We start from the raw sequence: 16,442 nt of genomic DNA, 5'->3' as shown, positions 1-16,442 counted from the left end.
TCAGTCCTCGTCGAAGGGCTCCTGATCAATCAGATGGACATAAGGAGCCGTGAGTTCCGGACGGTGAATCGCAAGCGCCCTCAGCAGATGCCAATCACCGAGACCCTCAAACGGCGTCGGATAGTCGTCATCTTCAAGACGACGGGCCAACGTGGCCACCGAGGCTTCATCAAAGGCGGCCAGTCGCTCCGGTGAAATTGGCATCCAAAACGTTGGAACTTGTGTCCATCCTGCCTCCAGAAGATCACGAACACAGGCGCTAAGTTGCGCAGCGCGGGGAATTAGCTCAGTTGGTAGAGCGCTGCGATCGCACCGCAGAGGTCAGGGGTTCGAATCCCCTATTCTCCATCGTGGTTGACTGAAGTTGAGTGAACTGGAGCGCTGAAGCGGAAAAATCACTCAAAGAAGTTCCTTTCTTCGTGCGTCCCGCCGTACGGCGGAGAATCGAATCCTTGGCAAAAGAACGTCAGCTCGAATGCATCGATGCTGCTTTTTACGCCGAAGCACGCGCACAATTTGCACAACGCTGAGTGATGGCACGCTTTCTGAACGGCTACCGACGTTCGATCCGACCGGTGCTGCTGAGCGCGTTGACGATGACCACCTTTTTGTCTGTGCTGATGCGCCCGTCGGCACTGCTCACCTACGGGCTGATTCTGCTGGCTGGAGGGCTGGCGCGCCGCTGATGTTCAGCCGATGAGGCCTCAGGTTCAGGCCATGCGGTAAAAGAGAGGTTGAGAAAGCCACGATTGATGTCTCAGTCGAAACGCGAACAGGTGGTCAGCCACCTGCGTTACATCCGCCAGGAACTGCGCGAAATGCATCAAGGCGTGATGGAAGACGGTCTGCTGCCAGAAGCCGGAGAGGTGCGTGGTGTGATGGCGCAGATGGAAGCGTTACTTGAACTTCTTGAAGGCAAGAGCTCCCGCAAAGCCAAGGCCGAATCTGACTGATCCGGAAATAACCCCTTGCAAGAGAGGACTGTTCAGGCTTTCCTTCGCCAGTCCCCATCATCCGGCTCGGACATTCTCCGAGCTTTTTTCATAAAAAGCCCCAATATGTAGCGCTTGATAAAGGCAAACACGCCACAAATGGTGTATACATTTGGAGGCAGGGTCGCGGGCCGGGTGATGGGGATCATCGGTCGTCCTCCCTGCCCCTTTCGTGGGGGAGATTTCGAGTGACAGCACGCCTCCAATCCACCCGTCTGCAGCGCAGCGTCGGCGACGCGTTGACCCGATTGGATCTGTGGGCCACCAATCCCTGGAGACGCGCGTCTTTACTGCTGATTGCACTGACCGGCAGTTTCATGATTGGAAACGGGATTGCCTCAATCTCAGGCAGCCTGGGTCTGATGGATCCCGTGGCCGCCATGCTCAGCGTGGGGTTGATGGAAGTAATGGTGCGAGTGCGGCGCCATTGGGCACGTGACAAGCGCAGTCACCTTGGCCGGCAACTGCTCGACATGACGCGAATGGGTCTGCTTTACGGGCTACTGCTGGAAGGTTTCAAACTTCTCTGAAAGTCGAAAGTGCTGCGAAAAGCGCAGACAAATCGGATTGGCATCCATACGCTGCAAACGAACCTGCCGCCGTTGCATCCATGGCTGGAGAGCATTTCTTCCTCGAGCTGGAGCCACCCGAAGAGCGCCTGCGCAAAGCTCCCCATGTGGTGGTGGTTGGTGGTGGCTTTGCAGGCGTCCGGGCTTGCAAAGCGCTAGCGCAGGCTGACGTGCGCGTCACCCTGGTCGACAAGCGCAATTTCAACCTTTTCCAGCCGCTGTTGTATCAAGTGGCAACAGGGCTGGTGTCGCGAGGTGATGTCGCCACACCGCTCCGCCAGCTGGTGGGACGTCAGCGCAATGTGCAGGTCCTGCTTGGTGAAGTCACCGAGATCAAAGCCGACAGCCAACAGATCGTTTTCAACGGCAAAACCTACAGCTACGACCACCTGGTGATGGCCACGGGGTCGGGCAGCACTTACTTCGGTCACGAGGACTGGCGCACCTTTGCGCCACCGATGAAAATCCTTGAGCACGCCGAAGAGATTCGCCGTCGTCTGCTGATGGCCATGGAACAGGCCGAACAAACTCCCGATCCGCAGGCCCGGCGCTTCCTGCAAACCGTCGTGATTGTTGGTGCTGGCCCTACAGGCTGCGAGATGGCTGGTGCCACATCGGAATTGATGCGCAATGCCATGCGCAAGGAATTCCGACAGCTGGATCTAGCCGACACCCGCATCGTGGTGGTGGATCCGGGCGAAAGAGTGCTTCGCGCAATGCCGGAAGAACTCTCCGAAGCGGCACAGTCTTCACTTAGCGATCTTGGCGTTGAATTTCTCTTCAAAGGCCGGGTGCAAGCCATGAAACCCGGCGAGGTGATTGTGGGGACACCCAATGGTGAACAGCGCCTGCAGGCCGCCACGGTGATCTGGACCGCAGGTGTGCGCCCCTCTCATCTGGGACGCAAGCTGGCCGATGCCATCGGCTGTGAGACCGATCGAGCCGGGCGCGTCGTGGTCGAACCCGACTTCTCAGTGGCTGGCCATCCCGAAATTCGCGTGGTGGGAGACCTCTGCAGCTACAAGCACACCCGAAACGGCAAGCCGCTGCCAGGCATGGCAGGACCGGCCACCCAGGCTGGTGGATTCGTCGGCAAAGACATCGCCGCCATCGTGGCCGGCACGACACGGCCCAGCTTCAGTTGGTTTGATTTCGGCAGCATGGCAGTGCTCGACCGCATCGATGCCGTCGCTGACCTGCGAGGCTTGAAATTCAAAGGCGGCATCGGCTGGCTGCTTTGGGCCGCAGCCCACCTGGCCTTCATGCCCACCCGTGAAAACCGAGTCACACTCTTGGTGAAGTGGATGTTTGCTGTGGTGTCACAGGCTCGCGCCTCCATGCTTCTCACAGGCATGCCCAGCCAGCACATGGGGCTTGATTCACCGGATGCTGCGTTCCCGATGGCTCCTGAGACAGGTCCTTCAATTGCCGAACCCGGGGCGGCGCTCCGCGCAGCGATGGATTACTACTCCAACCAGGTATCAGGCCAACCCACTCAAACCAACGACGGCGGATCCAATGCGGATTCAGCTGCCGCCATCCAGTAGAGGAGGGCCATGCGGATCGGGATGCCGTTGGTCACCTGGCGTTCCACAAGATTGGCGTTCAGGTCGTCGAGCAGAGCGCCGCTCATCTCGATGCCCCGATTCACAGGCCCTGGGTGCAGCACTGGGATGCTGCATCGATTCCGCCTTAGCCGTTCATGGCTGAGTCCGTAATCGCGGTGGTAACGATCGAGATCGGTGAGCATGTTCTGGCGCATGCGTTCTTTCTGCAAGCGCAATGTCATTACGGCATCTGCTCCCTCCAAAGCGGCATCGAGATCCCGGCTGAGCGTGAGCGAACCGCGTTGCGACACCGGATCTTGCCGCTGACCCGGTGGTGGAGCATCGAGAAAATGAGCGAACGCCTCCGGCACCAGACTGGGGGGACCGCAAAGCACAACATCCGCGCCACAAGCGGTGAGCGCCCAGAGATTGGAACGCGCTACACGGGAGTGGAGTACATCACCCACGATCACGATGCGACGTCCCCGCAGGGCCTCGGGCAAAGGATTGTTCGGATCGAAGTAATGAGCGAGTGTGTAGAGGTCCAGAAGACCCTGGCTGGGGTGGCTGTGCAGACCATCACCGGCATTGAGCACCACCGTGCGTTCACCAGTGCGCTCTAACGCTTCAGCCAGCTGACGGGGAACACCCGTGCAGCGATGCCGCACCACGAGCACATCCGCACCCATCGCCACGTAGGTGCGAGCAGTGTCCAGCAGCGACTCACCCTTGCTTAGTGAACTGCTGGACGGCGAAAACGTGGAGACATCCGCCGAAAGCCTCTTGGCGGCTAATTCAAAGCTGCTACGCGTGCGGGTGCTGGGCTCGAAAAACAATGTGGCTACGAGACGTCCCTGCAGGGCCGGCAGCCTCCGGGCGCCCGTCGCTGGCATCGAGCTGAAGCGATGAGCCAGCTCCAGCACCATGGTGAAGTCCTCGCGGGAAAAGTCCGCAAGATCAAGGATGTGACGGTGGGTCCAGGCGCTCAACTGGGCGGCCGATCACTATCCATCACCGTAGAGGCACACCGTGCATCCGCCCACAGCTCAACCAGGTCGAATGGCATCAACCGGCTTGGGGGAGCGATCGCCGCGCGCGCGCTTGCTCACACTGCGGCTGGCCTGCAGATACCAGCGCCAAGGCAGCTCTTGCCCCTGGGAAATGCCAATGCGGGTGGTGGTGATCAACACTGGATCGATCAATCCGGCGGAGCGCGGCGCCAGCCACAGGCCATGTTCATCACAGACTGAGCAGGCATCACGCTGGCGATCGATGCCAAAACGGCGCGCCAGCAGACCCGGGCCAGCAGCCACCCGTTCGGGTTCATCCGGGAGCGCCACCGCACGCAGCAACACGCCGTTCGCCCATTCAGCGCGATCCGTCACCACATTCACGCAGTGGTGGATGCCATAGCTCACATACACATAAAACCGTCCAGGCTCACCAAACAGCGTTTCGTTGCTGGGGGAGCGACGGCGATAACCGTGACAAGCGGGATCGTCCTGGGAATACGCCTCCGTTTCCACCACCACGCCCCAAAGCAAGCTGCCGTCCTCTTGGCGTTTCACCAACCTGCAACCCACCAGGTCTGGTCCCACCAGCTCAGCAGGGCGGCAGAAGAAACTCAGCGGTAGTGCCTCCATACCTCCCAAACTGGCTTGGTTTCTGGCTTATGGCAGCAGATTCCTCACTAAGCAAAGGTCTTCCGCAAAAACTCCTGACCTTCCTCAGTCAACAAATACTCCGTAGAGAGAAGGCAATTATTCAGCGAAGTCTTCACCTCAGTCGCAGCATTCACAACAAACGAGAGGGGATGCAAAGACGTGGAAGAAGGATCGACCTCCAGATCAAACTCGGCTGGCAGCCCCTTAGAAACAAACTGCTCAATCTCAGAAGCACAGTCGAGAGAAATAAATCCAGCCTCCACACACTGCTCCATAAAGCAAGCAGCAATACCAGCATCCATCCTCTTATCAGCGGATGTGACATTGACCTTTTTATTAACGACAATATTTGGAAGACGACATCTTGAAAGGAAAGAGCTCATAATCTGATTCATCACCGAGAAGTCTCCGATGTCAATCAGATAGTCGAGCTGGGCATCACGCTGCTCATCAGGTGACACCTGAGGAGAGAAGTCACTAAAGCACCCGCGATAAATCGCATTATCGAGGAAAGGATCCTTCTGATCAATCTTTTCCCTGACAAGATCTAAATCACCCTCAGACGTCCGATACAGATAATCCAGAGCTGATTTCAAACGCTTCCGAGGATCTCTCCAAGTCGCAAGGCGAATCGGTTGCACGTCAAACTGATCTCTCATCGCAAGCGAAAGCTCACGAGAAGAGACCCGATGAGGGGTGAGGAATGAAAAGTCCAGCGTAGGAAAATCGTATGAAGAAAAAGCAGCCACAATCCCATCTCGCATCGGAGCAGAGTCAATCCGATCACTTGCCAGCGCGGCAAACCCTTGGCACCCAAAAGCACTAGCGAAAAGATCTCGAAACTTCTCCAATCCCCCCTTCAGGAGCATCGCTTGAATACACCCAAAAATCGGACTCGAGAAGCGGACACCCCCAGCCTTGGGAATATGGACATACATCAAATGCATCCCGAAAGGGACCGCATCTGAAACATAAGAAGGAATGAATTCTGCGCCCTCAGGCACCTTCACCTCAGATGCAATATTCAGAGGCTGGGAAGCGACAGCAGGAGGGAAAGAGAAACTCTGCGCAATCGGCTTAAGGCGGTAGTGCTCAGAGAAAGCATCTGTAGCCGCCTCAACCTCTTCCTTTTCCTTCAACGCATAACCGAGATTCAAATACGCATCCGCAAAATCAGGCTTCACTTCAATCGCCTTCCGATAACTTGCGATCGCTTCCTCCACTTCTCCCTCTTCCTTCAATAAAATTCCCAGATTCAAATATGCCTCTACAAATGATGGAGATGCATCGATTGATTTCAAATAACAAAAAACAGCTCGTGAAATGTCACCGACATCCCTCCAGCTATTTCCAAGCGCAAACCAAGCCCCAAAGCAATCACTATCGATCCCAACAGCCTTTTCTAAAATCGGAATTGATTCTCCTTGCCTAGACAAATCCTGCAAGCACCGCCCCCAGTTATTAAAAATCTGAGGGTTGGTCGATCCATGCTCTTCTGCTGAGCGATATGAAACTATTGCTTCCTCAAGCTGAGTCGCCCCTTTATAAGCATTACCCAAGTTAAACCAACATTCTGAGTCTTCAGACGAGACAACTGTTGCTTTACGCAAAAGTGAGATCGCAGATTGATAAAATCCCTTGGAAGATTGCAGGCAACCTAAAAATCTCAATGCATAAAAGTTATTCCCATCAACAGTAAGTATTTGCCGATAAATCGCTTCTGCCTGATCCAGCTCACCTTGGTTATGCAATGCAACTGCAGCCTGCAGCTGCTGCATGATCTCCTCTTGATCCACCAGGCATCTCTCACCTGGCACTATTTTACTGCAACTTCTTACCGCGCTTCACTGCCTGGTGGTCTCTAGCGACTCTTGCGGTCAGATACTCCTCAGCAGAGGCATAACTCGTGCGTTGCAGGATCTCTTTGATCTGATCTTCTATCTTTCGATTGTTGATCTTCAGCATGGGGGGACTCCATCAGCGAATGGCGGCTGACTGGGTCAACCTGGCGTGATACTCCAGCAATGCCTGCTTATAGCAACCTGACTTGCTCATCTTGGTCCTCTTCATCAACTCCTCCTCGAGGCGATGGAAGAAGGTCTTCTCCCTTTGACTAAAGGAAATATTGCTTGTTGGTGTGTTTAGCATCGTCTTATCGTTAGTGACATAATGGATGGAGCCTTGATGGGACCAGATCAGCAGTTGCGGAAGCAAGCTCTCTGAGACAACAAACACAGTCACCTTAAGAAGATCCTTTTCATCTATCTTGAGCAAGATTCCATCAAAACTGACCCTGAATCTATTTAGGCTCCAACCATCCTCTGCAGAGATCTTGACTCCCCAGAGCTTCTTCCGCATCCCCTCAAGCCACCCTTAAAGACTTGAATTCTCAAAGGGCGCATTCTATCTATATAACTTCGAGTCATTTTCTGCTCAATTATCAGTGATCTCTAATATTTCTAGAATCTTTTCTTCTCTCCTCGATGCAAATGAGCAGGCATTGATCTTTTGCATCGCCTCCAAGATTGATAATCACTGCATCCACCTCTGGGCAAATACTGTGTGGCTGCAGGCTTCACACCCTCTTCCTCCTTCAGGGGTGTTGCAGCGTCTTCTAGATGCCTCTCAGGGCATTCCTGGTTGACATACTCGGCATACAGATCAGCATCTAGATCCTTCAAGAATTGATCAAAAGTCTTCGAGATTCCGCAGTTGTGGCACTTAAAGAATTGCTTGCCCCACTTCTCCACCACATGCCCTCTTGCCTTCGCATGGCTCTTCTGACTATCGCCGCAATAGGGACAACGAAAGCGATAGCAAGATGAAGCTTCTTGGATCTTTCCAAGGCGACCACAAAGACGATTCATCCAATCACTTAATTCCATACTAGATATCATTTACGACAATTGATTATATCATCTTTAAATAAGTTTGGTCGAGAATTGTTAGTGCAACTTCTCTCGTGACTTCTCAATATCTTCATTGAATACATTCCGATCTCGTCTTGCTCACTGCAACCCACCAACTGCCCGCAATAACCGCAGCGATACATCTCCTTTCTCTTCTCCTCCCTCATCCAACAGCCCTCTGCCACTGGGGCAGCCTCAACCTGCCTGTTGGTTTCGCATAAGTCTCCAGTAGCACCTTGGTGGAATGTCCAGCCGCTGCTGCCAGGTCCGCTGGTGAATTCCCCATCGCCAACGCATGACTCAAGAAACTGTGCCGTTGGCTGTAAAGACGCCTGGGCTGCAATCCACATCGCTTCTGGCTCCGCTTCCACACCCTCCCCAGCAGTTGGTCGTAAACAACGCCATGACTGCTTGGCGTCACAAACACCAAAGCGTTGGGGTGATCAAGAATCAGCTCCTTCATTGCGATCTGATGCTTCTTCAACACCTCCAGCACCTGCACAGGCAGCGGCACCACCCTCTCCTTTCCTGTCTTGGTGGGTGCCCAGCTGTGTTGCCCCGTCTTGAATCCGTCTCGCCTCAGGGTCTTACACACCAGCAACTCACCCTCGTCCCACCTGATGCAGTCCCAGGTCAGTCCTCTGATCTCTCCGTTTCTCAATCCCGTGCTCAGCCACAGCAGAAACAATGGATAAAACCATGGCTCCTTGCTCTGCAGATCCATCAGCACGACTTGGATCTCCTCGGTGCTGAGCACATCGGAATGCACTGATCGCTTCGGCAATCTTTTCTTGAGCACGGCTTCAAACAGATACCTCTGGCTGCCGCTGCAACTTCTGCAGTGACCCAGCACCCCTGCAATTGTCCGCAGGCTTAATCCCTCGTCCCGCATCCAGTCGGCAAATCCCTGCACCTCAGCAGCAGTCCTCAGCGGTGCTCCAAACCTCAACAGCGTCCGATGGGCATGGATCACTACCGCTTGCCGAGTCCGCTCTGCTTTGACTCTCAGCACCTCCTCCAAAGGCAACTCAGCAGCCATCTCCTCACCTGATGCACTCATCACTGAGTCCCGATAGCTCTTCAGGCTCAGATCCAGGCTTCCAGCGGTGGCATCACTCCAGATCCTGGCGGTCAGTGCCTGTGCCCTCGCAACAGCCACAGGGTCATCCCACCTGCCCAAGCGGTTGATGAAGTGATCTCTCCCTCCCAGGCGCACCCTGACCTGCACCGCACCGTTGTTATTGCGCAATGACGGTGGTCTCCGCATCACAACTCCCCCGCTCACTCGCTTCTGGACCTGGCTTCCCTGCGGGCTAGAGCCGATTCACATCACAAGCCAATCCCACCCGCCACTGCCGTAGCCATCCGTAGCTCCTCTGCTTCCCCCTCAGCTGCCACTCCTCGTCTTTCCCCGTTTGCGGCTTTGTTTCTGGCTTATTTCTGCAACACCTCAAACTCCAACCCACGCCCAGCCTTATTTCTCAGCGATCGGTGACCACATTCACGCAGTGGTGGATGCCATAGCTGACATAGACATAAAAACGCCCTGGCTCACCAAAAGGGTTTCGTTTTGCGGTGAGCGGCGGCGGTAGCCGTGGCAAGCGGGGTCGTCCTGGGAATACGCCTCGGTTTCCACAATCACACCCCACAGCAAACTTCCATCCGCTTGGCGTTTCACCAGCCGACAGCCCACAAACTCAGGTCCAACAACTTCTGCTGGACGGCAGAAGAAACTCAGTGGTAATGCCTCCATACCCCCCAAACTGGCTTGGTTTAGGCTTATGGCAGCTAATTGCTCACTTAGCAAAAGTCTTCTGCAAAAACTCCTGACCCTGTCCAGTGATCAAATAATTCGTAGGCAGAAGATGAGTAACGCCAGAAGTCTTCACATCAGTCACTGAATTGACCACAAATGTTAGAGGATGCAAAGACGTGGAAGAAGCATCAATCTTGAGATCAAGCTCCGCTGGCAGCCCCCTGGAAACCATCTGCTCAATCTCAGGAGCACAGTCAAGAGAAATAAATCCCGCCTCTACACACTGATCGGCCAGAGAATCAGCGACGTCAGCATCCATCCTCTTATCATCAGATGTAACATTTACCTTTTTATTGACGACAATATTTGGAAGACGGCACCTGGATAGAAAAGAGCTCATGACCTGATTCATCACAGAGAAGTCTCCGATATCAATCAGATAATCGATCTGGGCATCATGCAGCTCATCAGGCGACAGCTGAGATGAGAAGTTACTAAAGCACCCCCGACAGATTGCATTGTCAAGAAAAGGATCCTTTTGATCAATCTTAGCCTTAACAACGTCAAGATCACCTCCAGAGGTCCGATACCAGTAGTGCAGAGCTGATTTCAAACGCTCCCAAGGATCTCTCCAAGTCGCAAGGCGAATCGGCTGCACATCAAACTGATCCCTCATCGCAAGCGAGAGCTCACGAGAAGAGACTCCATGAGAGGTAAGGAATGAAAAGTCCAGGGAAGGAAGATCATATGAAGAAAAAGCAGCAATAATTCCATCTCGCATCGGAGCAGAATCAATACGATGACTTGCCATCGCGGCAAACTCATGCCGCCCAAATGCACTAACAGTGAGATCTTGATACTTTTCCCACCCTCCCCTGAAGAACATCTCTTTAATACACTCAAAAATCGGATTCGAGAACCGAACACCTCCTGCCTTGGGTATGTGCACATACATCAGGTGATTCCCGAATGGAATCGCATCCGAAATACAAGAAGGAATGAATTCTGCGCACTCAGGCACTACTAACTCAGCTGAAGCACTAAGAGACTGCAAAGCGGCTGCAGATGCGAGGGAGAAACTCTGCGCAATTGGCTTAAGGCGATAGTGCTCAGCAAAAGCATCTGCAGCCGCCTCAGCCTCTCCATTTTCCTGATAGACGCCACCAAGATTTAAATATGCATCTGCAAAATCGGGCTTCACCCTAATAGCTTTCCGATAACATTTGATCGCTCCCTCTACATCTCCTTCTTCCTTCAACACCAAACCAAGGGCAAAATAAGGATCCGCAAAATCAGGCTTCAATGCGATAGCCTTCTGATAACACGTAACCGCTTGCTCCATATCTACACCATCCTGCAACACTAAACCAAGAGCTAAATAAGCTTCCGCATAATCAGGCTTTACTTCGATCGCCTTCCGATAACTTGCGACAGCTTCCTTGTACTTTTTTTGAGCTTTAAACGTATTGCCTAGATTTAACCAAGCCCCTGAGAAACCTGGCTGGATTGAGACTGCTCGCGTCAAGACTTTTCCTGAGTACTCATAGCGCTCAGCCTCCTTTAGGCAGATACCAAGGTTATTCAAGACCTCTGGAAACTCTGCTCTCAAACAAAGAGCCTTTTCATAGCAAGAGATCGCCTCATCCCATCGCTCAGTATCCTTAAAGACATTCCCTAGGTTGTAAACGGAATCTGGATTACCAGGCTGCAGTGACACTGCTCTGCTCAATAGATAAATTCCTTCTTGATACCGCTTCCTCTCGCGACAGATACAACCATAGAAATTAAGAACATAAAAATTATTTACATCGATAGCTAATATTTGCCGATAGATCGCTTCCGCCCGATCCAGCTCTCCCTGGTTATGTAATGCAGCTGCAGCTTGCAGCTGCTGCATGATCTCCTCTTGATCCACCAGGCATCTCCCTCCAACTGCCATTTTACGCCAACTTCTTGCCTCTCTTCACGGCGTGGCAGGAGCTGGTGACTCTTGCAGTTAGATACTCCTTAGCAGAGGCATAACATGTGCACTGCAGAATCTCCTTTTGCTGTAAGCGGCGGCGGTAGCCGTGGCAGGCGGGGTCGTCCTGGAAATACGCCTCCGTTTCCACAATCACGCCCCACAGCAAACCTCCGTCCGATTGGCGTTTCACCAACCTGCAGCCCACTAATTCTGGTCCGACAACTTCTGCTGGACGGCAGAAGAAAGCGTGGGGCAGGGCTTGGAAATGCTCGGTGAAGGGCTGGGTGGCTATGGGCGTTGCTCAACAGAAGTTGCTGTTTGACTATTTGACAAAGAACAGTCGATAACGACTGATCGTGCTAGTAGCAGCAAATACACTCTCAATCAATAATTCCAGAAGAGCAACTCAAAGCCTTTATAGAGTTTGTCAAAAGAAACACCAGCCTTCATGAAAAGCTCGCAGCAGCAACTACTTTCGAAGCTACTGTTGCAATCGCCAAAGAATCTGGGTTTGCAATCACCGCAGAAGATATTCAACCAGTGCAATCTACAACCGAGCCAGAAGTGCCAGATAAGGAGCTGGATGGTGCAACAGGCGGGGCTGGAGCATGGAGGAACAACGGGACTAGGGATGGCGTGAAGGGGAGAACGCCAGGTCGGCACTGGGTCAGAAACACCCTTCAATTTACACAGAGCGGTCGCCGCGCAATGATCTGTTAACGATACTTATGGATGTGTGCAACCCTCAACCCTACGCCCCCAAGCCTCTGCATTGACAGGGGCTTTTTATTGCGTCAATAGTCTGACTAACCCCATCAATCAGCCTCCGATACCTGGAACGATTGAGTGGATGAATCATGCATTTGTACACCGAAAGCGAGCATCGCTGCAAGCCTTTGATGGGTATCAATGCAGACATCGACGACGATCTACCTGAGGATCTTTCGTCGGGGCTTCGGAAATGATCAGTATGCTGAAATTCAACGGTGGAGCCAGCCTTTACAATCAAATCAAGCGCCGGTGAGAATGCCTTGAATTAGAACAATTTGGTTTCAACTAACCACCAATCGTGGCTCTTTGATTTCACAATGTTTATGCCAGATTGTTTCATCACGCCTAGGTTGCACATTCAATAGTGATGGCCTCGATGGCTGTGCTTCGTCATCCACGCCTTCAGCCGCACTTCGTCCCTGTGATCAGCCCCGGAGAGGGCGTCTTACTGCTGAATGAAAGAGCGGCGCGTGTGCTGCGTGGCGATCTCTATGAGCGTTTGATCCCCTTGCTCGATGGGACCCGCTCCGCCGATCAGCTGGTCCAGGCGCTGACCCCGGAGTTTTCCGCGGCGCAGGTGTACTTCACGCTCATTTCGCTCCAATCTCGAAACTATCTCTGTCAAGCCCTCACGACCCTGTCTCCGGAGGCGGCGGCGTACTGGGCTGATCTTGGTCTTGATCCAGAGCAGGCGGTTGGTCTGATCCAGGCGTCGCGCGTGGCACTAAAGCCGGTGGGTTTGCCGCACCATCATGCCTCCGTGCAGCAGATGGTCCAGGCCTTGGTCAACCTGGGACTGGCCGTGGTGGATGTTGATGCGGAGGCTGATCTCACCGTGGTGGTGTGTGAGAACTACCTGCATCCGGATCTGGATGCTCTGAATCAGAGCTATCGCCGGCAGGGGCGACGCTGGCTCCTGGTCAAACCCCACGGACGTGAGCTCTGGTTGGGCCCATTCTTCGATCCCAAGCAACCGGGGTGTTGGGCTTGCCTGCAGCGCTTGCTCGTGCGCCAACGTCAAGTGGAGCGGTTTGCTGCTGTTGTTACGAAGACGTCGTTAGATCAGATCTCTAAACCTATGCAGGCCCCCGGTGGTGCTGTGGCGGCTTGTCACTGGTCGGCGCTCGAGGTGGCTCGGATCCTGGCGGGTGTTTCGCCGCAAACCACCAACCATGTCGTCACCTTCAATCTGGTCGACTACAGCAGTGGGCGGCATGCCCTGGTAGTGGATCCCCATTGCCCAGCCTGTGGATGCCCCGTTGAGCCTCGCAGTGAACCGATCGCGTTGCAGCCCTGCAAGGTTCGCTTCGACCACGACGGAGGTCATCGACATGTCTCAGCCGCAGAGACGTTGGAACGCTTTAGCGGCTTGATCAGTCCCATCACTGGGATCGTGACGGAGTTGCGGTCTATTCCCAGCTCCTTGACGTCTGCGCACGTGGTGGTGGCCGGCCATAACCCTGCGCAGGGGCTAGAGGTGGAGAGTTTGAACGATCTACGCCGCAACCTCCGCAGTTCCGCGGCGGGGAAAGGGGCGTCCTTGGAGCAGGCCAGGGCCAGTGCGTTGGCAGAAGCGCTGGAGCGCTTCTGCGCAGAAGATCACCCTGGTGTTCCGCGTGAAAGGGGCAGTGTGCACGAGATGCAGCGGCGTTATGGCGATGCCGTGATCGTTCCCAATGACGTCATGCACTTCAGTGAACAGCAGTTCGCTGATCGTGATCAGTGGAATGCCAAAGGCAGCCGTTTCAACTGCGTACCAAGACCGCTGGATCATGACCAGGAGATCGACTGGACACCGATCTGGTCGATCAGTCGACAACGCCGCTGCTTCCTACCCACGCAGTTCTTGATGATGGTTCGAGGGCGCAAGCCTGATTGCAACGGCGACAACGCCGACCCCTGGATCGCCATGGGCTGTTCCAATGGCAATGCCGCCGGCAACACCCTCGAAGAAGCGGTGTTGCAGGGGTTTTTGGAGTTGGTGGAACGCGACGCGGTGGCGATCTGGTGGTACAACCGCCTTACGCGTCCAGGAATTGATCTCACCAGCTGCGGAGATGCCTGGATCACGCGCCTGATTCAGGACTACAACACCATCGGCCGCGACGTTTGGGCCCTGGATCTCACCAGTGACCTAGGCATCACCACCGTGGTGGCCGTCTCCCGCGATCGCGAGGGGGATGCTGATCGCATTCTGATGGGGTTGGGCTCTCACCTCGACCCCCGCATTGCCGTGCAGCGAGCCCTAGCTGAAATGAATCAGATGCTTGGCATTGCTGACGCCAATCTCGAAGATCCTGCAAACAGGCTTGATGACTGGGAGACCCTCGAATGGCTCCAGACGGCCAGCGTGGTGAATCAGCCCTATCTGCTGCCTGATTCGGAATCCCCACTGCGCCAAGTGGACACGCTCGCCGATCACCACAGTGGTGATTTGCTGCAAGACATCCAGCACTGTTGCGCTTGCGTGGAAGCGCATGGTTTTGAGGTGCTGGTGCTGGATCAAACCCGTGAGCTGGTGGGGTTGCCGGTGGTGAAGGTGGTGGTTCCTGGCCTGCGCCATTTCTGGGCCCGTTTTGCCCCTGGGCGTCTCTACGACGTGCCGGTGCGAATGGGACAGCTACCTCAGCCCCTGACGGAAGACCAACTCAATCCGATCCCGATCTTTTTCTGAGATGGCGCTTCAACTTCGTTTCAAGCACGGCGTGAAGGAGCACCGCGATGCGGACGATCTGCTGCTGGTCGATCAACGGGGGCGCACCTTGCGGCTCACGGCACCGTCACAGCCTTTGGTCACCATGCTGCGGCGCTTGGGCGAGGGGGGCGGAACGCTTCTGTCTTTGATGCAGGGGATGTCATCTCTTGCTCCATTTTTCACCCTGCAGCAGTTGGAGCAGCGGGGTTGGCTGGCACTGGAACTGGTCAGCGGGGAGAAGTCGCTTGTCACGCTGGAGCCGCAGTCGACGGTTCTGGAACGCTGTCACCCCCCTGCTGGCGCAGTGTGTATCCGCTGGTCGCGCTTGATTCAGATCACGCCAGAGACTGATGGCGTGCTGTTGGAGGGGCCGCTCCAAGGGACCCGACTGTTGCTGCAACACGCCGGCCTGTTGCCTTTGATTTGGGAGCTGGCTGGCCCAAGCGACTGGATCGACACAGTCCGAGGCTTGCCGCAGGAGTTTCAAGAGCTGAGGAATGATCTGTTGATGCTCTTGCTCACCGCTGGCGTGGCGGGAGTTGTAGAGGCTGATGGCACGCCAAGCTGCGATCACCAAGCGAATCAGCAGCGTTGGTCAAGGGAGGATCTAAGCCTTCATCATCGATCCCGAGACGGGTGGGCCGACCGCAATCTGGGGGCCACGTTTCCGGGTGCTGTGCGCGGCCCTGCTCCTCCTCTACTTCATCAGGGCTCAAGTCTGGATGCTGTTCGCCTGCCTCGACCGGAACCCGATGCTCCAGACCCCGGTTTCTTCAGCGTTCTCGAACAACGCCGTTCGCATCGTCGTCCTGGCCGGCAGCCGCCGACCCTGCAGCAGCTCGGCCAACTGCTTTGGGCATCCCTGCGTATTCGAAAGGTCGTTCCTGCCAAGCCAGGGATGGCCCACTCCTATGAAGGGGCTTCACGACCGGTGGCCTGCGGTGGTGGCATGCAAGAGATTGATACCTATCTGCTGATTCAACGCTGCGATGGGGTGGCGTCCGGGGTGTATCGCTATGACCCTCAAGGGCATCAATTGTTGCGCCTCGATGCGCTGAATAACGCTTGTGAGCAGCTTCTCCAGAATGCTTGTCACGCGACAGGCGCAGAGCAGTCACCCGATGTGCTGTTTCAATTCGCTGCTCGTTACGGGCGCTTGAGCTGGAAATATGAGGGAATTGTTTACGCCTTAATCCTCAAACATGTGGGGGGCATCATGCAGCAGCTCTATCTGGTTGCCACGGCATTGAATCTTGCCCCTTGCAGTCTTGGATGTGGTGATTCGGAACTCTTTGCCAGTGCCACGTCCCTGGATCCGTGGACCGATGCCTGTGTTGGCGAGTTTATGCTCTCTTCTTATTCAGAAGGTGATTGACGGCAACTCAAGCTCAGCAAGATATGGTTACGGCTGATAATTCTCTCCAAAACCGCATCGACAGCGTGCACTGAAGAAACTTCCATTAAAAGGCCAATGGCGCACGCCATTGATGCTAAAGGAGGCGCTTTTCTTGGCCCAGCCTCATCACTTCAGCGTCCGCAAACGAGCCCAGAACTCGAATCAAATTCGAACAAAATA

The 16,442-nt window shown here is 54.6% G+C and carries 17 protein-coding genes, 1 tRNA gene and 1 pseudogene; 9 read left to right on the top strand and 10 right to left on the bottom strand.

Going from position 1 to position 16,442, the window contains the following annotated elements; translation table 11 throughout:
• Window positions 1-204 (bottom strand): DUF2555 domain-containing protein, encoded by a 204-nt coding sequence (locus tag SynA1825c_RS01735; RefSeq protein ID WP_186470025.1) that lies wholly within the window; start codon window positions 202-204, stop codon window positions 1-3.
• A gap of 71 nt (window positions 205-275) precedes the next feature.
• Between SynA1825c_RS01735 and SynA1825c_RS01730 the strand changes: the two genes are divergently transcribed.
• The 6 genes from SynA1825c_RS01730 (at window position 276) to SynA1825c_RS01705 (ending at window position 3,108) form a co-directional block, all read left to right on the top strand.
• A tRNA-Ala gene (locus SynA1825c_RS01730) sits at window positions 276-348 on the top strand.
• Between the two features lie 20 nt (window positions 349-368).
• A complete protein-coding gene (locus SynA1825c_RS01725; RefSeq protein WP_186470024.1) occupies window positions 369-530 on the top strand; it encodes a PCP reductase family protein in 162 nt (53 codons plus the stop codon).
• Window positions 531-533: 3 nt separating this feature from the next.
• Window positions 534-686, top strand: coding sequence for a hypothetical protein (locus SynA1825c_RS01720; protein WP_186471252.1), 153 nt, complete (start codon window positions 534-536; stop codon window positions 684-686).
• 66 nt (window positions 687-752) lie between these two features.
• Window positions 753-953: a hypothetical protein gene (locus SynA1825c_RS01715; RefSeq protein ID WP_006042295.1), complete on the top strand. Its 201-nt coding sequence runs from the start codon at window positions 753-755 to the stop codon at window positions 951-953.
• 227 nt (window positions 954-1,180) lie between these two features.
• Window positions 1,181-1,522 (top strand): DUF565 domain-containing protein, encoded by a 342-nt coding sequence (locus SynA1825c_RS01710; protein WP_186470023.1) that lies wholly within the window; start codon window positions 1,181-1,183, stop codon window positions 1,520-1,522.
• Window positions 1,523-1,602: 80 nt separating this feature from the next.
• The gene (locus SynA1825c_RS01705; RefSeq protein WP_186470022.1) at window positions 1,603-3,108 is read left to right on the top strand and encodes an NAD(P)/FAD-dependent oxidoreductase; all 1,506 of its coding nucleotides are present in this window, start codon (window positions 1,603-1,605) and stop codon (window positions 3,106-3,108) included.
• On the opposite strand, the gene SynA1825c_RS01700 is transcribed toward SynA1825c_RS01705, so the two are convergent.
• From SynA1825c_RS01700 to SynA1825c_RS01660, 9 genes and pseudogenes are all read right to left on the bottom strand, one after another.
• On the bottom strand, window positions 3,057-4,097 hold the full coding sequence (locus tag SynA1825c_RS01700) for an aspartate carbamoyltransferase catalytic subunit (RefSeq protein WP_186470021.1): 1,041 nt from the start codon (window positions 4,095-4,097) through the stop codon (window positions 3,057-3,059). The genes SynA1825c_RS01705 and SynA1825c_RS01700 overlap by 52 nt on opposite strands.
• Before the next feature lie 57 nt (window positions 4,098-4,154).
• Window positions 4,155-4,751, bottom strand: a complete 597-nt coding sequence (locus SynA1825c_RS01695) for a DNA-3-methyladenine glycosylase (protein WP_186470020.1) — start codon at window positions 4,749-4,751, stop codon at window positions 4,155-4,157.
• 47 nt (window positions 4,752-4,798) lie between these two features.
• Window positions 4,799-6,568, bottom strand: a complete 1,770-nt coding sequence (locus tag SynA1825c_RS01690; RefSeq protein ID WP_186470019.1) for a lipopolysaccharide assembly protein LapB — start codon at window positions 6,566-6,568, stop codon at window positions 4,799-4,801.
• A gap of 25 nt (window positions 6,569-6,593) precedes the next feature.
• Window positions 6,594-6,737 carry a hypothetical protein gene (locus SynA1825c_RS01685; protein ID WP_186470018.1) on the bottom strand — a complete coding sequence of 48 codons (144 nt, stop codon included), beginning with the start codon at window positions 6,735-6,737 and terminating at the stop codon, window positions 6,594-6,596.
• Window positions 6,738-6,749: 12 nt separating this feature from the next.
• Complete coding sequence (locus tag SynA1825c_RS01680) at window positions 6,750-7,130, bottom strand: hypothetical protein (RefSeq protein ID WP_186471251.1); 381 nt, start codon at window positions 7,128-7,130, stop codon at window positions 6,750-6,752.
• Between the two features lie 714 nt (window positions 7,131-7,844).
• Window positions 7,845-8,948, bottom strand: coding sequence for a site-specific integrase (locus SynA1825c_RS01675; RefSeq protein ID WP_186470017.1), 1,104 nt, complete (start codon window positions 8,946-8,948; stop codon window positions 7,845-7,847).
• Window positions 8,949-9,165: 217 nt separating this feature from the next.
• A pseudogene (locus SynA1825c_RS01670) lies at window positions 9,166-9,434 on the bottom strand (DNA-3-methyladenine glycosylase); the annotation flags it as partial.
• Between the two features lie 43 nt (window positions 9,435-9,477).
• Complete coding sequence (locus SynA1825c_RS01665) at window positions 9,478-11,352, bottom strand: tetratricopeptide repeat protein (RefSeq protein ID WP_186470016.1); 1,875 nt, start codon at window positions 11,350-11,352, stop codon at window positions 9,478-9,480.
• Window positions 11,353-11,377: 25 nt separating this feature from the next.
• Window positions 11,378-11,590 carry a DNA-3-methyladenine glycosylase gene (locus SynA1825c_RS01660; protein WP_370593766.1) on the bottom strand — a complete coding sequence of 71 codons (213 nt, stop codon included), beginning with the start codon at window positions 11,588-11,590 and terminating at the stop codon, window positions 11,378-11,380.
• Between the two features lie 182 nt (window positions 11,591-11,772).
• On the opposite strand from SynA1825c_RS01660, the gene SynA1825c_RS01655 reads away from it, so the two are divergent.
• The 3 genes from SynA1825c_RS01655 (at window position 11,773) to SynA1825c_RS01645 (ending at window position 16,241) form a co-directional block, all read left to right on the top strand.
• Complete coding sequence (locus SynA1825c_RS01655; protein WP_370593794.1) at window positions 11,773-12,120, top strand: Nif11-like leader peptide family natural product precursor; 348 nt, start codon at window positions 11,773-11,775, stop codon at window positions 12,118-12,120.
• A gap of 427 nt (window positions 12,121-12,547) precedes the next feature.
• Window positions 12,548-14,845 (top strand): TOMM precursor leader peptide-binding protein, encoded by a 2,298-nt coding sequence (locus SynA1825c_RS01650; RefSeq protein ID WP_186470015.1) that lies wholly within the window; start codon window positions 12,548-12,550, stop codon window positions 14,843-14,845.
• Window position 14,846: 1 nt separating this feature from the next.
• The gene (locus tag SynA1825c_RS01645; protein WP_186470014.1) at window positions 14,847-16,241 is read left to right on the top strand and encodes a SagB family peptide dehydrogenase; all 1,395 of its coding nucleotides are present in this window, start codon (window positions 14,847-14,849) and stop codon (window positions 16,239-16,241) included.
• The last annotated feature ends 201 nt before the right edge of the window (window positions 16,242-16,442 follow it).

This window comes from Synechococcus sp. A18-25c (assembly GCF_014280035.1).
Taxonomy (GTDB): domain Bacteria; phylum Cyanobacteriota; class Cyanobacteriia; order PCC-6307; family Cyanobiaceae; genus Synechococcus_C.
Note: the sequence above shows the minus strand (reverse complement) of the source record. Positions and strands in the feature narration are given on the sequence as shown.

Coding starts and splice junctions, on each gene's coding strand:
- SynA1825c_RS01735 (WP_186470025.1), bottom strand. CDS start 204: ATGCCAATTTCACCGGAGCGACTGGCCGCCTTTGATGAAGCCTCGGTG.
- SynA1825c_RS01720 (WP_186471252.1), top strand. CDS start 534: ATGGCACGCTTTCTGAACGGCTACCGACGTTCGATCCGACCGGTGCTG.
- SynA1825c_RS01715 (WP_006042295.1), top strand. CDS start 753: ATGTCTCAGTCGAAACGCGAACAGGTGGTCAGCCACCTGCGTTACATC.
- SynA1825c_RS01705 (WP_186470022.1), top strand. CDS start 1,603: ATGGCTGGAGAGCATTTCTTCCTCGAGCTGGAGCCACCCGAAGAGCGC.
- SynA1825c_RS01695 (WP_186470020.1), bottom strand. CDS start 4,751: ATGGAGGCACTACCGCTGAGTTTCTTCTGCCGCCCTGCTGAGCTGGTG.
- SynA1825c_RS01685 (WP_186470018.1), bottom strand. CDS start 6,737: ATGCTGAAGATCAACAATCGAAAGATAGAAGATCAGATCAAAGAGATC.
- SynA1825c_RS01680 (WP_186471251.1), bottom strand. CDS start 7,130: ATGCGGAAGAAGCTCTGGGGAGTCAAGATCTCTGCAGAGGATGGTTGG.
- SynA1825c_RS01675 (WP_186470017.1), bottom strand. CDS start 8,948: ATGCGGAGACCACCGTCATTGCGCAATAACAACGGTGCGGTGCAGGTC.
- SynA1825c_RS01650 (WP_186470015.1), top strand. CDS start 12,548: ATGGCTGTGCTTCGTCATCCACGCCTTCAGCCGCACTTCGTCCCTGTG.
- SynA1825c_RS01645 (WP_186470014.1), top strand. CDS start 14,847: ATGGCGCTTCAACTTCGTTTCAAGCACGGCGTGAAGGAGCACCGCGAT.